The following is an 18256-nucleotide window of genomic DNA, read 5'->3' as shown; positions in this document are numbered from 1 at the left end:
TGCAATCCTGTGGCGAGGGAGCTTGCTCCCGCTTGGGTGCGAAGCAGCCACAACGAATGGGTCTGCTGCGCAGCCCAGCGGGAGCAAGCTCCCTCGCCACAGTGAATCGCGCCAACCTTGAGGGAGCGGCTGTTGGGCTATCTTCTATCAGGACGACAGATACGACGAACGCGTCAGCCCCAAACGCAGCGCATCGAGGAACTGGGTGCGCTCGGCGGCGCTGATGCGGGCGCTGGCGCATTTGTCGCGGTAGTGCGTCATCAACTCCTCTGGCGACAAGTGCACGTAGCGCAGCATGTCTTCGATGGTGTCGTGGGTTTCGATGCCTGCGTGGTACACGCTGCCGTCGGCGTTCTGGTAGATGTTCACCGAGTCGGTATCACCGAACAGGTTGTGCATGTCGCCGAGAATTTCCTGGTAGGCGCCCACCAGGAAGATGCCCAGCAAGTAGTCTTCACCGGGATTGAGGGCGTGCACCGGCAGGCTGGTCTCGATGCTCTGCTCATCGACGTACTGCTTGATCTTGCCGTCGGAGTCGCAGGTCAGGTCTTGCAGCACGGCGCGGCGCAGCGGCTCTTCGTCCAGGCGATGCAGCGGCAGGATCGGCAGCACTTGGCCGATGGCCCAGGTGTCCGGCAGGCTCTGGAATACCGAGAAGTTGCAGATGTACTTGTCGGCCAGCTTGTCGTTGAGTTCGTCCAGCACCTGGCGGTGCGAGCGCTGGCGGGCCTTCAACGAGTTGTGCAGGCGACGGCACACGGCAAAGTAGCACTGCTCGGCCAAGGCTTTTTCCGCCAGGGTCAGCTTGCCGTCGGCATATTGCGCCGCCACGTCGCTCATGTAGTGCGTGGCACGCCAGTAGGTCTCGGTGACCATCTCGATATCGGTCGGGCCCAGCAGGTCAACCAGCCATTGCACGGTTTCCGGCAGTTCCTGCTTGTTGTCGATCGCCGGCACGTCGTCGTTGTGTTTTTCGACGTCGGTCACCTGCACCACCAGCATCGCGTGGTGAGCAGTCAGCGAGCGGCCGCTTTCCGAGAAGATGTGCGGGTGCGGCAGGCCCTGGGCGTCGCAGAATTCCTTGAGCATGCCAACCACGACACCGGCGTAATCGTCCATGTCGTAGTTGATCGAACTGGCATTGCGCGAGTGCGTGCCGTCGTAGTCCACGCCGAGGCCGCCGCCGACGTCGATGTGATCCACCGGCAGGCCGAGGTTGCGCAGCTCACCGTAGTAACGGATCGCTTCCTTGAAGCCATGCTGGTAGTCCGCCAGGTTGGCGATCTGCGAACCCATGTGGAAGTGCAGCAGACGGATGCCCTGGTCCAGGCCAGCCGCGCGGAAACGCTCGACCACCGACAGCAGTTGCGCGGCCGACAAGCCGAACTTGGACTTCTCGCCACCGGTATCGGCCCACTTGCTCGACGCCAGGGACGACAGCCGCACCCGCAGGCCGACCTGTGGCTTGACCTTGAGCACTGCGGCCTCTTCGATCACCAGGCCGACTTCAGACTCTTTCTCGATGACGATGAAGACGTTGTGGCCAAGCTTCTGGCCCATCAGCGCCAGGCGGATGAATTCGCGGTCCTTGTAGCCGTTGCAGACGATGGTCCCGCCCTTCGGTGCGAGGGCCAGCACCGCCAGCAGCTCCGGCTTGGAACCGGCTTCCAGACCGATGGAGACGTTCTGGGTGGCAATGATGTTTTCGATCACCGCTTCCTGCTGGTTGACCTTGATCGGGTAGAGTGCGGTGTACTTGCTCTGGTATTCCAGGCGCGCGATGTTGCTGTCGAACGCGCCGGTGAGCTGGCGCACGCGGTCTTGCAGGATGTCGGGGAAGCGCACCAGCAACGGCAGCGAGAGGCCACTCTGGCGCAACTGGTCGACTTGCTCGAACAGGTCGATGGGCGAACTGCCTGGACCGTTCGGACGGACTTCGACGCGACCGGCTTCATTGATCGCGAAATACCCGGCCCCCCAATGGCGAATCCCGTAAACACTGCGGCTGTCCGCAACTGTCCATTGGCTGCCATCGTCTTTGCGTGTGCGTCGTACGGACATCGAAGTCCCCTATAAAGAAGTCAAAATGCACCATCCGGTCGGAGGCTGGGGCAGTCTAGAGAGTGAAAATGACGAATTGCCTGTTAGCAAGGTAGACCCTGCTCCCAGCGATGAGTTTAGAAACCCGTTCAGAACAGGTTCTGTGAAAACCATGCGGGCGACCTCGGACGGCGGGTCCGGGTCAAGCCGAGGGTGGTTTTCACAGAAGCTGCTAGCCGCCGGATTTCTTTGCCTTGAAGCCGTGCTTGAGCAGTTCCGCCAGCAGCAGCTCGACGTGATCGCCCTGGATCTCAATGATGCCGTCTTTCAACGCACCACCGGTGCCACAACGTTTCTTCAACGTGGTGGCCAGTTCCTTGAGCGCGTCTTCGGCCAACGGCACACCAGTGATCGTGGTCACCGTCTTGCCGCCGCGCCCTTTGCTTTCCCGGCGCACACGGGCAATGCCGTCACCGGCGGGGATGGCGGTCTGTTTGCAGATGCAGGCATCCACCGGCTGACGGCAATCAGGGCAATGACGACCGGCGTCGGTAGAAAATACCAGGCCGCCCAGGGCGGCGAAGGATGCGGCTTTTTTGGCCACCGGCAATCCTCTTGGGAGGACAAAGACTGGTCGAGGGGAGAATGTGCCTCGACCGCGAAACCCCACTCAGGCAGGGGCAGCGCTACTGGACCGCAGACACGGTTCAGCTTGAAAAGTCGCGCAGTGTAACGGCAAAAAGCCGACTTGCTAAGGGCCAATCAACGCCAATTTATAGCTTCTTTGCGACGCTGCCACCGTGGACGCGCAAATAGCGCTCAAGTGCCGCCAGGGAGTCCGGGCAGTAAGGCATGCGCTGGATTTCGTCGAGCACCTGTTCGAGGGGCAGGAAACGCGCTTCGAGGACTTCTTCGGGTTGCAGGACCAACGGGCCGTCCCACACCGCCGAGAACGCCGAGCACCACAGGCGACTGCCGGGATCTTCGAAATAAAAATGATCATGGGCAGTCAGTTCCACGCCGCTCACGCCCAGTTCCTCCGCCAGCTCACGGGCGGCCGATTCGGCGTAGGTCTCGTCGGCCTGGACCATGCCGCCCGCCGCCACGTCCCAGAACCCCGGGTAGATGGCCTTGCTCAGGGTGCGCCGGTGAACACACAGTTCACCGGCCGAGTTGAAGAGCATGATGTAGGTGCCACGTCCGATCAGGCCGCGTTCGCGCAACTCTGAACGCACCAGGCTGCCGAGCAGGTTGTCGTGCTCGTCGACCCACGCGATCAACTCGGCATCCGAGGCCACTCGGTGAGCGACCTCCCGGGGGCTTTCGCTCATGGATCAACCCTGGTTCAGCAGTTGCCGCAAGTCGATGACCGCTGCGTTGGCCCGGGAAATGTAGTTGGCCATGACCAGCGAGTGGTTCGCCAACACACCGAAGCCACTGCCGTTGAGGATCATCGGGCTCCAGACCGGTTCCTGGGACGCCTCCAGTTCACGGATGATCTGCCGCACGCTGACCGTGGCGTTCTTTTTCGCCAGCACATCGGCGAAGTCCACTTCGATGGCACGCAGCAGGTGCGACAGCGCCCAGGCCTGGCCGCGGGCTTCATAGAACACGTTGTCGATCTGCAGCCATGGGGTCTCGACCACCTCTTCGTCCACCTGCGGCACCTGGCCCGGGGCCGGGACTTCGGTTTTCAGCGAGGTGTTGAGCTTGACCCGGCCAACGCTGGCAGACAGGCGCTGGGACAACGAACCCAGGCGCGTGCCGACGTCGCCCAGCCAGTTATTCAAGTTGTCGGCGCGCGCGTAGAACAGCGCGCTTTTCTGGTTCGGGTCAGACAGCCGCGCCTGATAGCGGCTCAGGGAGTTGATGCCTTCCTGGTATTCGGATTCGCTGGAGGGCAGCACCCAGCTGCGGTTGTCGAAGTTGAAGCGCGGCTCGGCCTTGGCCAGGTCGGCGTCCTCGGCGGACTGGGACTGGGAGCGGGCGAAGTCCTTGCGCAGGGCACGGCTCAGGTCGCGGACCTGCACCAGCACGCCGTATTCCCAGCTCGGCATGTTGTCCATCCACAGGCCCGGCGGGAAGCGGTCGTTGGAGATGTAGCCTCCCTGCTTGGTCAGCAAGGTCCCGGCCACGGTCTTGAGGGTCTCGACCGTGGTGTAGCCCACCACCATCTGCCGGCCGTCCTTCTCGGCCGCGGCCTGGGCGTTCTGCTGCACGGGAAACAACGCGGGCTCCTGGCTCCAGTACCAGCCGACGGCAATGGTGACCAGCAGGTAGAGGGCGATCAGCGTGGCCAGTGCGCGGCTGAAAAAAAGCCCACCCAGGTAGCTGCGGGTGGCCGATTTCGGCTCGGCGGCGCGTTCAGGCGCGCTGCCCGCGCGGTTTTTCCAGTCCAGCATGGCGATGTTCCTTCAATCACTTGAGTTCTCGGTTCGACCACAACCCTACGCCATCGTGCCTGATTTGAAACGCGATAATGCGGCGCCAATCATGCCGGGCGCGACAGGGCAATCGAACAGCACTATAAAGGAAGCGTTGCCATCGGCCTACGAGACTGTCCAGTCACAAACTGAATTTCGCGACTGGACAGAATATTGACGTACGACACTCATGCGAGGGAAAAGAGGTGCTAGCATAGAGCCACCAGTCGATCTCAGCATGCACCCTAACTAGTAGTCAGGATATGACCGAGCCAGAAGACCCCAGCCGTGAGCGCCTCAAGCACCACTTTGCCCAGCGGGTAATTCATCAGGCTCGTCAGATCCTGGAGATTTGGCAGCGCCTGCAACGCAGCGAATGGTCAAGCACCGACCTCTCGGAACTCAGCGAAGCCAATCTGCGCCTGCTGCGCTTTGCCGAGCGCTTCGAACAGCCCGAGCACTCCCAACTGGCCCAAGGCATCAGCCAATCGCTGCAAGCGGTGGATGCCAATCGCGGGCGCCTGAGCAGCCACCTGATCACCGAAATCAACCGCCTGATGCAGCGTTTGTCGCGCACCGGCCTGCGCCACGGCGACCAGCTCGAACAAACCTTCCTGCCACCGCTGCGCAAACCCGTCTACGTGATGCTGCAGGACCATGACCGCGCCGAGCGCCTGGCCAAGCAATTGGAATTCTTCGGCCTCAGCGCCCAAGCGCTGGACAGTGTCGCGGCGTTCCGGGCCTCGATGGTCGAGCGCCTGCCGGCGGCAATTGTCATGGATGTGGACTTCAGCGGCCCCGGCACTGGCTTGAAACTGGCCGCCGAAGCCCAGGAAGGCCTGGAACAACCGTTGCCGCTGTTGTTCTTCAGTTTGTTGGAAACCGACACGCCGACACGCCTGGCCGCGGTACGCGCCGGCGGGCAGGAATTCCTCACCGGCACCCTCGAAGCCTCGAGCCTGCTGGAAAAGATCGAGGTGCTGACCTGCGTCGCCCAATACGATCCCTACAAGGTGCTGATCATCGATGACTCCCGTGCCCAGGCCTTGCACACCGAGCGCCTGCTCAACAGCGCCGGCATCATCACCCGCACGCTGATCGAACCGATCCAGGCCATGGCCGAGCTGGCGGATTTCCAGCCCGACCTGATCATCCTCGATATGTACATGCCCGCCTGCACCGGCACGGAACTGGCCAAGGTGATCCGCCACAATGACCGCTACGTCAGCGTGCCGATCATCTACCTGTCCGCCGAAGACGACCTGGACAAGCAGCTCGACGCCATGAGCGAAGGTGGCGACGACTTCCTGACCAAGCCGATCAAGCCTCGGCACCTGATCACCACCGTACGCAACCGTGCGGCCCGGGCGCGCAACCTCAAGGCGCGGATGGTGCGCGACAGCCTCACCGGCCTGTACAACCACACCCACATCCTGCAACTGCTCGAAGATTGCAGCTTCCGCGCCCGTCGCGAAGGCAAGCCCCTGAGCTTCGCCATGCTCGATATCGACCATTTCAAACGGGTCAATGACAGCCACGGCCACCCTATGGGCGACCGGGTGATCAAGAGCCTGGCGCTGTTTCTCAAGCAACGCCTGCGCAAGACCGACTTCATCGGCCGTTACGGCGGCGAAGAGTTCGCCATTGTCATGCCCGACACCGACATCGACGCTGCCTGCAAGGTGTTGGATGAGATTCGCCAGCGCTTTGCCGAAATCCATTACCCGGCCCAGCCCCATGATTTGTGGTGCACCTTCAGCGCTGGCGTGGTGGAGATGAGCGATGATTCCGACAGCCTGATGATGGCCAGCCAGGCGGACGAAGCGCTGTATCGCGCCAAGCACGCCGGACGCAACCGGGTACAGAGCGCCCGTCAATCAAAGCAAAGTGCCACTTTTTCATCGGAATCGACCGATTCGGTCATAAACCTGTAACTCAAGCGCAATAAATTCAGGCACTTACGATTCTGCCCCCGGTAGACCCTTGATGCGCCTGAAGCTGCTGACCAATCTCAACACCCTTCTTTTAGTTGCCGTGTGCCTGGGCCTCGGGGCCACCCTATGGTGGTCTCAGATCGCCCTGGAACGGCCCTACTTGCTGATGGAGCGTTATCTGGGCCTGTCGCGGCAGTTCCAGGGCGAAGTGGCGCGCAACATCGAGGACTACCTGGCCAGCGGCGATGCCTTGCGCCTGAGCGCGGCCACCCAGGCCTTGGAAACCCTGCAAAACGACCTCGACCAGTTCCCCCCGGAGCTGGCCAAGACCCTGCGTCCGAGCCTGTCGAACCTCGATAGCTTCAGCAAGACCGATCTGCTGGCCGCCGGCAAACTGGCCGGCGATCCCCAGGCGTTGCTGCTGCAGGCCGAGCGCGAACTGAGCGCCAGCCTCGATCAACTGGCCCAATACGCCAACGGCGCCCCAGCCTACTTGCCTCCCTTGTTCGCCGCGTCGCAGCACCTGGGCCGGTTGTCCCTCACGCGGGACAAACTGGTCAGCAGCGGCCGCAGCGAACTGGCCGCCGATGTCGAACGAGAACTGGCGAGCATCCGTGTCGAGGCCGAACGCCTCGACCGCCTGCCGCTGCTGGGTGTCACCGCCAGCAGCGATTCGGGCAGCGATGATTTCGCCGCGCTGATGGGCCTGGAGACCCAGGAAAAAGCCGCCGCCGAAGACGCTGGCATCGCCCTCAAGCGCGAACTCAACAGCCTGCTCGGCCGTTATCCGGCGGAATTGACCCGCACCCGTGAATTGATCCAGAAACGCACCGAACTAAGCAGCGCCACGCACCTGAAAATCGCCGACGTGCAAACGGCGATCGATACCCTGGAGCCGGCGGTACGGGCCCAGCATGGACAGATCCAGGGAGAGGTACGCTTGATTCAGGGGGTGATGATCGGCCTGATCCTGCTGATCGCACTGTTGATCGACACGTTGCAGCGACGCCTGGCCCGCACCTTGACGCATCTGGCTCCGGCCCTGTCGACCTGGGCCGAAGGGGACTTCAGCCGGAGCATCCACGTGGGCGCCAGCAACCGCGAAATGCAAGACATCGAGGCTTCGCTCAATCGCCTGCGCGCTTATCTGGTGGACCTGGTGGGCACCATTCGGGTGAACGCCGAACAGGTCGCGGGCAGCAGCCGGGCCCTGGCCGAGCTGAGCGGCGAACTGCACAGCGGGGCCGAGCACCAGGCCGGCGACACGGCGCTGATCCGTGATTCCCTCAGCGAACTGGAAGCGACGATCCAGCAAGTCGCCGGCGACGCCAGCCAGGCCGCAGACGCCAGCCGTAGCGCCGGGCAAGCGGTGGAGCAAGGGCAGAAAGTCATCGGCCTGAGCCTCACGGGCCTGCATGCGCTGGTGGGGGAAGTGCAAGGCAACGCGCAGATGATCGAACAACTGGCCGAGGAATCGGCCACCATCGGTGGCGTGCTGACGGTGATTCGCTCGATTGCCGACCAGACCAACCTGCTGGCCCTCAACGCCGCCATCGAAGCAGCCCGTGCCGGGGAAATGGGCCGGGGCTTTGCGGTGGTGGCCGAGGAAGTCCGCTCCCTGGCCCAACGCACGGCCGGCGCCACCGCCGAAATCCAGACCTTGATCGCCCGCCTGCAACTGGCCGCGCGCCAATCGGTGGACGGCATGCGCGCCCAGGTCGAACACGCCGAAGCCACCGCCAGCCAGGCGCAAGCGGCCGACGGTGCACTGGATGAAATCGTCGGCGCCATCCAGACCATCGCCGATACGGCGGTCCGCATCGCCGACGTCACCGCCCAACAAAGCGGCGCCGTCAGCGAAATCCGCGACCACAGCGAGCGGATCCACCAACTGGGCGGGGACAACCTGCTGCGCATCGGCCAGGGCCGGGAGCAAGGCGACCATCTCTTGGTGCTGGGCGGGCAATTGCACACCGCAGTGCAGGCGTTTCGGGTTTAGCACCAAGCACCCTATGAATCACCGTGGCGAGGGAGCTTGCTCCCGCTCGGCTGCGCAGCAGTCGTAGAACCTGCCTACTGGTTTTTTCCGATACACCGTGTTGAATGGTCTTGGGGCTGCTGCGCAGCCCAGCGGGAGCAAGCTCCCTCGCCACCGGGTCGATTCCGAGAGAAAGTGAACACTCACCGTCAACCGCCATCGCCTGTGGGAGCGAGCTTGCTCGCGATAGCGGTGGGTCTGCTGGCATCGATGCTGGATATGCTGCCGTCATCGCGAGCAAGCTCGCTCCCACAGGGGTTCGGTTTCCAACCGTATGACCGGATCACGGGCCTGGGTCATAAATTTCGCGCAAACATCGGTCATCGTGCTGGCTATTGCCGAGAACTGGACAGTCATTAAGGCTTTGCGGCATAGTCGCCGGGTTCTGATACCTGCTCACAGATAACAAGGAACAGCAGATGGCGACCCTATTGGTCCTGCACGGACCCAACCTGAACCTGCTGGGCACCCGTGAACCGGGCGTCTACGGCGCCGTGACCCTGGCCCAGATCAACCAGGACCTGGAACAGCGGGCCCGCAACGCCGGCCATCATTTGCTCTATCTGCAAAGCAACGCCGAATATGAATTGATCGACCGTATCCATGCCGCGCGTGGCGAAGGCGTGGACTTCATTTTGATCAATCCAGCAGCTTTTACACACACAAGCGTCGCATTACGTGACGCGCTGCTGGCGGTGAGCATCCCATTCATCGAAGTGCATTTGTCCAACGTGCACAAACGCGAACCTTTCCGCCATCACTCCTACTTCTCCGATGTAGCAGTGGGAGTGATCTGCGGCCTTGGCGCCAGCGGTTACCGACTGGCCCTGGAGGCCGCCCTAGAGCAGCTTGAAAGACAGGCGACAGCTTGAACAACAAGCGTTAAACGCCCCTGACCGACCCTTGGGAGTTGATGATTCATGGATATCCGTAAAGTTAAGAAATTGATCGAATTGCTGGAAGAGTCCGGCATCGACGAGCTTGAGATCAAGGAAGGCGAAGAGTCCGTACGCATCAGCCGTCACAGCAAGACCCCGGCCCAGCAGTTCTATGCACCAGCCCCGATGCAGGCTCCGGCCGCCGCGCCTGCTCCAGCAGCAGCCCCGGTTGCCGCCGCAGCACCCGCCGCACCGGCGGCACCAACGCTGAACGGCACTGTTGCCCGTTCGCCAATGGTGGGCACGTTCTATCGCAAGTCTTCGCCATCCTCGCCGTCCTTCGTTGAAGTCGGCCAGACCGTGAAGAAAGGCGACACCCTGTGCATCGTCGAAGCCATGAAGATGATGAACCACATCGAAGCTGAAACCAGCGGTGTGATCGAATCCATCCTCGTCGAAGACGGCCAGCCGGTTGAGTACGACCAACCGCTGTTCACCATCGTTTGAACCGCGGGGAGCCTTTGATGACTGCGAAGTTGGAAAAAGTCCTGATCGCTAACCGCGGTGAGATCGCCCTGCGGATTCTGCGTGCCTGCAAAGAGATGGGCATCAAGACCGTCGCCGTTTACTCCAAGGCCGACAAAGAACTGATGCACCTGGGCCTGGCGGACGAATCCGTCTGCATCGGTCCGGCGTCGGCTGCGCACTCCTACCTGCACATCCCGGCGATCATCGCCGCTGCCGAAGTGACCGGCGCCACCGCCATTCACCCGGGCTACGGTTTCCTGGCGGAAAACGCCGACTTCGCCGAACAGGTGGAAAACTCCGGTTTTGCCTTCATCGGTCCGAAAGCCGACACCATCCGCCTGATGGGCGACAAGGTGTCGGCCAAGCACGCCATGATTGCCGCCGGCGTGCCGACCGTTCCGGGTTCCGACGGCCCGCTGCCTGAAGACGAAGAAACCGCTTTGCGCATCGGTCGCGAAGTGGGTTATCCGGTGATCATCAAGGCCGCTGGCGGCGGCGGTGGTCGCGGCATGCGCGTGGTACACAAGGAAGAAGACCTGATTTCCTCGGCGAAACTGACCCGCTCCGAAGCTGGCGCGGCGTTCGGCAACCCGATGGTCTACCTGGAAAAGTTCCTGACCAACCCACGTCACGTCGAAGTCCAGGTACTGTCCGACGGCCAGGGCCAAGCCATCCATCTGGGCGACCGCGATTGCTCGCTGCAACGTCGTCACCAGAAGGTCCTCGAAGAAGCGCCGGCTCCAGGCATCGACGAGCAGGCTCGCCAGGAAGTCCTGGCACGTTGCGTCAAGGCCTGTATCGACATCGGCTATCGCGGCGCCGGTACCTTCGAGTTCCTCTACGAAAACGGTCGTTTCTACTTCATCGAAATGAACACCCGTGTTCAGGTGGAGCACCCGGTTTCGGAAATGGTCACCGGTATCGACATCGTCAAGGAGATGCTCAGCATCGCCGCCGGCAACAAGCTGTCGTTCACCCAGGATGACGTGGTCATCCGCGGTCACGCGCTGGAATGCCGGATCAACGCCGAAGACCCGAAGACCTTCATGCCAAGCCCTGGCACGGTCAAGCATTTCCATGCCCCGGGCGGCAACGGCGTTCGCGTCGATTCGCACCTGTACAGCGGTTATGCCGTTCCGCCGAACTACGATTCGCTGATCGGCAAGCTGATCACTTACGGGGCGACCCGTGACGAAGCCATGGCGCGCATGCGCAATGCGCTGGACGAAATCGTGGTGGACGGGATCAAGACCAACATCCCGCTGCACCGTGATCTGGTTCGTGATGAAGGCTTCTGCAAAGGGGGCGTGAACATTCACTACCTCGAGCACAAGCTGGCAGGCGAAAAGCACTAAGCTTCAGCCCGCACCAGACAAAGCCGCCTTCGGGCGGCTTTGTCGTACCTGCAGGTTTCGCAAACCCTGTGGGAGCGCGCTTGCTCGCGAATGCGAGGTAGCCGCGGACAACAATGTGACTGACAGCCCGCTTTCGCGAGCAAGCTCGCTCCCACAAAAGCTTTGCGCTCGCGTAAACTTGCGCGCTTCGCTGGCCGCTAGGCTGCAATCATCATTTTTCAAAGGTGCCCGCCATGCCTTGGCTGCAAGTACGCCTGGCCATCAGCCCGGAACAAGCCGAAACCTATGAAGACGCGTTTCTTGAAGTAGGCGCGGTATCGGTAACCTTCATGGACGCCGAAGACCAGCCGATCTTCGAGCCGGAGCTCAACACCACGCCGCTGTGGTCCCACACCCACCTGCTGGCCCTGTTCGAAGGCGGCACCGAGGCGGCCAGTGTGCTTGCCCATCTGGAACTGCTGACCGGCGGCCCGCTGCCCGAGCATCACAGCGAAGTGATCGAGGACCAGGACTGGGAACGCAGCTGGATGGACAATTTCCAGCCGATGCGTTTCGGCCAGCGCCTGTGGATCGTCCCGAGCTGGCATGCCGCGCCGGAGCCCGAGGCGGTCAACCTGTTGCTGGACCCGGGCCTGGCGTTCGGCACCGGCACCCACCCGACCACCGCGCTGTGCCTGGAATGGCTCGACGGCCAGGATCTGAAGGGTTGCAACGTACTCGACTTCGGCTGTGGCTCAGGGATCCTGGCGATTGCCTCGCTCCTGCTGGGCGCCAAGGAAGCGGTCGGCACCGACATCGACGTCCAGGCCCTGGAAGCCTCCCGCGACAACGCCGGTCGCAACAACATCGCCGAAGCCCTGTTCCCGCTGTACTTGCCGCAGGACTTGCCACAGGTCCAGGCCGACGTGCTGGTGGCCAATATCCTCGCCGGCCCGCTGGTTTCCCTGGCGCCGCAACTGTCGAGCCTGGTCAAGCCGGGTGGGCGCCTGGCGCTGTCGGGCATCCTCGCCGAACAGGGCGAAGAAGTCGCCGCCGCTTATGCCGCGGACTTTGACCTGGACCCGATCGCCAATCGCGATGGCTGGGTGCGCATCACCGGACGTCGGCGCTAGAATGAGCGCCTGTATCCACCGGATTGCCGCATGACTGACAGCTTCGTCACCCAGTGCCCGCATTGCCACACCCGTTTTCGCGTCAGCCATGCTCAATTGAGCGTGGCCCGCGGGGTGGTTCGTTGCGGCTCGTGCCTGCAAGTGTTCAATGCCGCACGACAGCTGCTGGAACAACGCACGGGCAAGCCAGTCGCGCCCGCCGTCGCGCCGCCCGCCAAGCCTGCCGCCGAAGCCCCACCCCGGGCTATCAGCCAGAAACAATGGAGCGCCGCCGAGCTGGACCTGGATGACCTGGACAAGGAACTGGCGCGCCTGGAGCGACGTGACAATCGCGCCCCAGGCAGTGCCGGTCGGCGTCGGGAAGACAACCTGAGCGCGCAACGCGATTCGCTTTCCGGCGAACAACAAGCCTGGCCCGACAGCCTGTACAGCGAAACCTCGGACGAACCCGTCGAAACCGTCCTCGATACGCCCTTCGAACCGTTCGAACCCCACGAACCGGTGCGGCCGCCGCGTACCGAACCGTCCCTGTCCCTGGCCCTCGAACCACTGGAACCGGACGACGAACCAGTCGCCCCACTCCGCCTCGCACCGGACGACGAGCCCGAAGAACGCCTTGAGCGCCTGTCCGCTACCGACGACCACGACGACGAACCCGAGCCACCGCTGCCACTGCGCAAGTCACGGGAGCGCCAGGAGCCGGGCATACGCGCCGAAGCCCTCCACGACCTGGACGACGACCCGCTGCAACTGGATTGGCGCAAACGTCGTTCGCCCTGGGGCCGACGCCTGTTGTGGATTCTGCTGATCCTGCTCGCCGCCGCAGCCCTGGGTGGCCAGTACATTGCCTACCATTTCGAAGAACTGGCCCGCCAAGACCAGTACCGGCCGTGGTTCCTGCAAATCTGCCCGACCATCGGCTGCGACGTACCGTCCAAGGTCGACATCGCCAAGATCAAGAGCAGCAACCTGGTGGTGCGCAGCCATCCGGAATTCAGCGGCGCCCTGATAGTGGACGCGATCATCTACAACCGTGCGCCCTTCTCCCAACCTTTTCCGTTGCTGGAACTGCGCTTTGCCGACCTCAACGGGCACCTGATCGCCAGCCGTCGCTTCAAGCCCGGGGAGTACCTGGGCGGCGACCTCGAGGGCCGCGGCGAAATGCCGCCGCAGACGCCCATCCACATCGCACTGGATATCCTGGATCCGGGCCCCAAGGCGGTGAACTACAGTCTGAGCTTCCATTCCCCCGAATGAAACCGGCCAGGGTCGGCCAATTGACGGCAGCTTTCTGACTGACCCCGCCCAGACCAAACCGCTGGCGATAACAAATTAGCTGTTCAGATTTTATCCAATTCGATCTTTAACCAGTCATCGAGAGCGGGTATCATGCCAACCCTTTTTCGAAGTCTCATGATCCGGCCCCACTTCAGGGAAGTCCTATGTCGGCGGTACGCATCGGCCCATATACATTGCAGAACGGCCTGGTTCTCGCCCCCATGGCGGGCGTCACCGACCAGCCCTTTCGTCAGTTGTGCAAACGATTGGGCGCAGGCCTGGTGGTTTCGGAAATGGTCACCAGCGACATGAGTTTGTGGAACACCCGCAAATCGCGTCTGCGCATGATCCACGAAGGCGATCCCGAGCCCCGCTCGGTACAGATCGCCGGTGGCGACGCACAGATGCTGGCGGAGGCGGCCCGGGCGAACGTCGAGCTGGGGGCGCAGATCATCGACATCAACATGGGCTGCCCGGCGAAGAAGGTCTGCAACAAGGCCGCCGGCTCGGCGCTGTTGAAGGATGAAGCGCTGGTCACCGAGATCCTGCAGGCAGTCGTCGCCGCAGTCGATGTGCCGGTGACCCTGAAGATCCGCACCGGGTGGGACCGGGAAAACAAGAATGGCCTGGTGGTGGCGAAGATCGCCGAACAGGCGGGTATCACGGCGCTGGCGGTGCATGGCCGCACCCGTGCCGACCTGTACACCGGCGAGGCCGAGTACGACACCATTGCCGCGATCAAGCAGGCGGTGTCGATTCCGGTGTTTGCCAACGGCGACATCGATTCGCCGGAGAAGGCCCGGTACGTGCTGGACGCGACCGGTGCCGATGGGCTGTTGATCGGCCGGGCCGCCCAGGGGCGGCCATGGATTTTTCGTGAGATCGAACATTACCTGCGCACCGGCGAAAAGCTCGCTGCGCCGCAGTTGTCCGAAGTGGAACGTATTCTGCTAGAGCATCTGGCCGCGCTACATGCCTTCTACGGAGAAGTCATGGGCGTACGCATCGCTCGCAAGCATGTGGGCTGGTATCTCGCAACCCTGCCGGGCGCCAGGGAGTTTCGCGCCCGTTTCAATCGTTTGGATGGTACGCAAGCACAATGCGCCGACGTTCAGGCGTTCTTCGCTGAGCGTTACAAGAGCCTGACAGGGGACGAAGGGGTGGCCGCATGACGATGATGACCGAGACTTTAGTGAGTGGAACAACACCCGTGAGCGACAACGTGAATTTGAAACAGCACCTCAATACGCCCAGCGAAGAAGGCCAGACCCTTCGCGGGAGTGTCGAGAAGGCGCTGCACAATTATTTCGCCCACCTTGAAGGCGCTGCCGTCACGGATGTGTACAACCTGGTGCTTTCCGAAGTCGAGGCGCCTCTGCTCGAAAGCGTGATGAACTACGTCAAGGGCAACCAGACCAAAGCCAGTGAGCTGCTGGGCCTGAACCGCGGCACCCTGCGAAAGAAACTCAAGCAGTACGACCTGCTGTAAGCATTCAATCGAACCAGAAAGGCGCCCGCATCAAAAACGGTCGCCTTTTTTGCTGACTTCCCTTGCTTTTGATGGAAATTGAAATGACCGACCAGACCACCCGCCTGCCGATCCGCCGCGCCTTGATCAGCGTTTCCGACAAGACCGGGATCCTCGAATTCGCCCGCGAGCTGCAACAGCTGGGCGTCGAGATTCTCTCCACCGGCGGAACCTTCAAGCTGCTGCAGGACAACGGCGTCGCCGCAGTGGAAGTCGCGGACTACACCGGTTTTGCAGAAATGATGGACGGTCGGGTCAAGACCCTGCACCCCAAAATCCACGGCGGGATCCTCGGCCGTCGCGGCATCGACGACGCCATCATGAACGAACACGGCATCAAGCCAATCGACCTGGTAGCCGTCAACCTCTACCCGTTCGAAGCCACCATCAACAAGCCTGGCTGCGACCTGCCGACCGCCATCGAGAATATCGATATCGGCGGCCCGACCATGGTCCGCTCGGCGGCCAAGAACCATAAGGACGTCGCCATCGTAGTCAACGCCAGCGACTATGCCAGCGTGCTGGAAAACCTCAAGGCCGGTGGCCTGACCTACGCCCAGCGTTTCGACCTGATGCTCAAGGCCTTCGAACACACCGCCGCCTACGACGGCATGATCGCCAACTACATGGGCACCGTGAACCAGGCTGCCGAAACCCTGGGCACGGAAGGCCGCAGCGAATTCCCGCGCACCTTCAACACCCAGTTCGTCAAGGCCCAGGAAATGCGCTACGGCGAGAACCCGCACCAGAGCGCGGCGTTCTACGTGGAAGCCAAGCCCGCCGAAGTCGGCATTGCCACCGCCACCCAGCTGCAAGGCAAGGAACTGTCGTTCAACAACGTGGCCGACACCGACGCCGCGCTGGAATGCGTGAAGAGCTTCGTCAAGCCCGCCTGCGTGATCGTCAAGCATGCCAACCCGTGCGGCGTGGCCGTGAGCCCGGACGCCGAGGGCGGTATCCGCCAGGCCTACGAACTGGCCTACGCCACCGACACCGAGTCGGCCTTCGGCGGCATCATCGCCTTCAACCGTGAACTGGACGCCGAGACTGCCAAGGCCATCGTCGAGCGCCAGTTCGTCGAAGTGATCATCGCCCCTTCTGTCAGCGAAGAAGCTCGCGCCATTGTCGCCGCCAAGGCCAACGTGCGCCTGCTGGCCTGCGGCCAATGGTCGGCCGACCGTGCGCCGGCCTGGGACTACAAGCGCGTCAACGGCGGCCTGCTGGTCCAGAGCCGCGACATCGGCATGATCGGCAGCGAAGACCTCAAGGTCGTGACCCAGCGCGCCCCGAGCGAACAGGAAATCAACGACCTGATCTTCGCCTGGAAAGTCGCCAAATACGTCAAGTCCAACGCCATCGTCTACGCCAAGAACCGCCAGACCATCGGCGTCGGCGCCGGCCAGATGAGCCGCGTGAACTCGGCCCGCATCGCCGCCATCAAGGCTGAGCACGCCGGCTTGCAAGTACAGGGCGCGGTCATGGCCTCCGATGCGTTCTTCCCGTTCCGCGACGGCATCGACAACGCGGCCAAGGTCGGTATTACTGCGGTGATCCAGCCGGGTGGTTCGATGCGTGACAATGAAGTGATTGCGGCCGCCGACGAGGCTGGCATCGCGATGGTCTTTACGGGCATGCGCCACTTCCGTCACTGATACAACCCGATCGAAATGTGGGAGCGAGCCTGCTCGCGAATGCAATCTGCCAGCGACGTTGATGTTGGCTGACACACCGCTTTCGCGAGCAGGCTCGCTCCCACATAAAGCGCTCCAGCAGCGCCTTACAGAATTTGAGGTTTTTGAAATGAATGTTTTGATCATTGGCAGCGGTGGCCGCGAACACGCCCTGGCCTGGAAAGTGGCCCAGGATCCCCGTGTACAGAAGGTCTTCGTGGCGCCAGGCAACGCCGGCACCGCCATCGAAGCCAAGTGCGAAAACGTCGCCATCGACGTGCTGGCCTTGGAACAACTGGCCGATTTCGCCGAGAAGAACGTCTCGCTGACCATCGTCGGTCCGGAAGTGCCACTGGTCGCCGGCGTGGTCGATCTGTTCCGCTCCCGTGGCCTGGACTGCTTCGGCCCGACCGCCGGTGCCGCGCAGCTGGAAGGCTCGAAAGCGTTCACCAAGGATTTCCTGGCGCGCCACAAGATCCCGACCGCCGACTACCAGAACTTCACTGAAATCGAACCGGCCCTGGCGTACCTGCGCGAGAAAGGCGCGCCGATCGTGATCAAGGCCGACGGCCTGGCCGCCGGCAAGGGCGTGATCGTTGCCATGACCCTGGCCGAGGCCGAGGACGCCGTGCGCGACATGCTCGCCGGCAATGCCTTCGGTGACGCCGGCTCCCGCGTGGTCATCGAAGAGTTCCTCGACGGCGAGGAAGCCAGCTTCATCGTCATGGTCGATGGCAAGAACGTCCTGCCGATGGCCACCAGCCAAGACCACAAGCGTGTCGGCGATGGCGACAGCGGCCCGAACACTGGCGGCATGGGCGCCTACTCCCCGGCCCCGGTGGTGACCGCCCAAGTGCACCAGCGCGTCATGGACCAGGTAATCTGGCCAACCGTGCGTGGCATGGCCGACGAAGGCAACGTCTACACCGGTTTCCTCTACGCTGGCCTGATGATCGACAAGGCTGGTAACCCAAAAGTCATCGAATTCAACTGCCGTTTCGGCGATCCTGAGACCCAGCCGGTGATGCTGCGCCTGCAATCGAGCCTGGTCCTGCTGGTCGAGGCCGCACTGGCCCAGGCCCTGGACAAGGTCGAAGCCCAATGGGATCCGCGCCCAAGCGTCGGCGTCGTATTGGCCGCTGGCGGTTACCCGGGCGACTACGCCAAGGGTAGCGCGATCCAGGGCCTGGACGCTGCGGCCCGGCTGGAAGGCAAGGTGTTCCATGCAGGCACGGCATTGAAGGATGGGCAAGTGATCACGGCCGGCGGTCGTGTGCTTTGCGCCACCGCCTTGGGCGCTAGTGTCGACGCAGCTCAGCAGCAGGCCTACAAGCTTGCCGCCGAGATTGACTGGGAAGGTTGTTTCTACCGCAAGGACATTGGCTACCGTGCCATTGCCCGTGAGCGTGGCGAAAATCTGGAATAACCCAGCCATTCAGCCAGGCAAGGGTCTGCGGCCCTTGCCTGACTGT

15 protein-coding genes are annotated in these 18256 nt (G+C 62.5%); 11 read left to right on the top strand and 4 right to left on the bottom strand.

Annotated elements, in window-relative coordinates; translation table 11 throughout:
* Positions 1 to 147: 147 nt before the first annotated feature.
* From speA to ACIPQ1_RS24480, 4 genes are all read right to left on the bottom strand, one after another.
* Entirely contained in the window at positions 148 to 2061 is a 1914-nt protein-coding gene (speA, locus tag ACIPQ1_RS24495; RefSeq protein ID WP_186707901.1) for an arginine decarboxylase, read from the bottom strand.
* A gap of 211 nt (positions 2062 to 2272) precedes the next feature.
* A complete protein-coding gene (locus ACIPQ1_RS24490; RefSeq protein ID WP_053118082.1) occupies positions 2273 to 2644 on the bottom strand; it encodes a translation initiation factor Sui1 in 372 nt (123 codons plus the stop codon).
* 169 nt (positions 2645 to 2813) lie between these two features.
* Positions 2814 to 3371, bottom strand: coding sequence for an NUDIX hydrolase (locus ACIPQ1_RS24485; RefSeq protein ID WP_250964111.1), 558 nt, complete (start codon positions 3369 to 3371; stop codon positions 2814 to 2816).
* A gap of 3 nt (positions 3372 to 3374) precedes the next feature.
* Positions 3375 to 4442 carry a DUF2333 family protein gene (locus ACIPQ1_RS24480; RefSeq protein WP_186707897.1) on the bottom strand — a complete coding sequence of 356 codons (1068 nt, stop codon included), beginning with the start codon at positions 4440 to 4442 and terminating at the stop codon, positions 3375 to 3377.
* Positions 4443 to 4726: 284 nt separating this feature from the next.
* Between ACIPQ1_RS24480 and ACIPQ1_RS24475 the strand changes: the two genes are divergently transcribed.
* From ACIPQ1_RS24475 to purD, 11 genes are all read left to right on the top strand, one after another.
* Positions 4727 to 6397, top strand: coding sequence for a GGDEF domain-containing response regulator (locus ACIPQ1_RS24475; protein ID WP_411386398.1), 1671 nt, complete (start codon positions 4727 to 4729; stop codon positions 6395 to 6397).
* Between the two features lie 52 nt (positions 6398 to 6449).
* Positions 6450 to 8396, top strand: coding sequence for a methyl-accepting chemotaxis protein (locus ACIPQ1_RS24470; protein ID WP_446534934.1), 1947 nt, complete (start codon positions 6450 to 6452; stop codon positions 8394 to 8396).
* A 458-nt stretch (positions 8397 to 8854) separates the two neighbouring features.
* Entirely contained in the window at positions 8855 to 9307 is a 453-nt protein-coding gene (gene aroQ, locus ACIPQ1_RS24465) for a type II 3-dehydroquinate dehydratase (protein ID WP_058543870.1), read from the top strand.
* 48 nt (positions 9308 to 9355) lie between these two features.
* Complete coding sequence (gene accB, locus ACIPQ1_RS24460; RefSeq protein ID WP_053118072.1) at positions 9356 to 9820, top strand: acetyl-CoA carboxylase biotin carboxyl carrier protein; 465 nt, start codon at positions 9356 to 9358, stop codon at positions 9818 to 9820.
* Between the two features lie 17 nt (positions 9821 to 9837).
* Positions 9838 to 11196: an acetyl-CoA carboxylase biotin carboxylase subunit gene (gene accC / locus ACIPQ1_RS24455; protein WP_411386396.1), complete on the top strand. Its 1359-nt coding sequence runs from the start codon at positions 9838 to 9840 to the stop codon at positions 11194 to 11196.
* Positions 11197 to 11429: 233 nt separating this feature from the next.
* On the top strand, positions 11430 to 12308 hold the full coding sequence (gene prmA / locus ACIPQ1_RS24450) for a 50S ribosomal protein L11 methyltransferase (RefSeq protein ID WP_411386395.1): 879 nt from the start codon (positions 11430 to 11432) through the stop codon (positions 12306 to 12308).
* Positions 12309 to 12338: 30 nt separating this feature from the next.
* Positions 12339 to 13565, top strand: a complete 1227-nt coding sequence (locus ACIPQ1_RS24445) for a DUF3426 domain-containing protein (protein ID WP_446534933.1) — start codon at positions 12339 to 12341, stop codon at positions 13563 to 13565.
* A 185-nt stretch (positions 13566 to 13750) separates the two neighbouring features.
* A complete protein-coding gene (dusB, locus tag ACIPQ1_RS24440; RefSeq protein ID WP_053181619.1) occupies positions 13751 to 14758 on the top strand; it encodes a tRNA dihydrouridine synthase DusB in 1008 nt (335 codons plus the stop codon).
* Positions 14755 to 15075: a DNA-binding transcriptional regulator Fis gene (fis, locus tag ACIPQ1_RS24435; RefSeq protein ID WP_003186237.1), complete on the top strand. Its 321-nt coding sequence runs from the start codon at positions 14755 to 14757 to the stop codon at positions 15073 to 15075. The genes dusB and fis overlap by 4 nt, the downstream gene beginning before the upstream one ends.
* An 83-nt stretch (positions 15076 to 15158) precedes the next feature.
* Positions 15159 to 16766 carry a bifunctional phosphoribosylaminoimidazolecarboxamide formyltransferase/IMP cyclohydrolase gene (purH, locus tag ACIPQ1_RS24430; RefSeq protein ID WP_250964105.1) on the top strand — a complete coding sequence of 536 codons (1608 nt, stop codon included), beginning with the start codon at positions 15159 to 15161 and terminating at the stop codon, positions 16764 to 16766.
* A 148-nt stretch (positions 16767 to 16914) separates the two neighbouring features.
* Positions 16915 to 18210, top strand: coding sequence for a phosphoribosylamine--glycine ligase (purD, locus tag ACIPQ1_RS24425; protein ID WP_411386392.1), 1296 nt, complete (start codon positions 16915 to 16917; stop codon positions 18208 to 18210).
* The last annotated feature ends 46 nt before the right edge of the window (positions 18211 to 18256 follow it).

It is taken from the genome of Pseudomonas sp. LARHCG127 (genome assembly GCF_052871455.1).
Note: the sequence above shows the minus strand (reverse complement) of the source record. Positions and strands in the feature narration are given on the sequence as shown.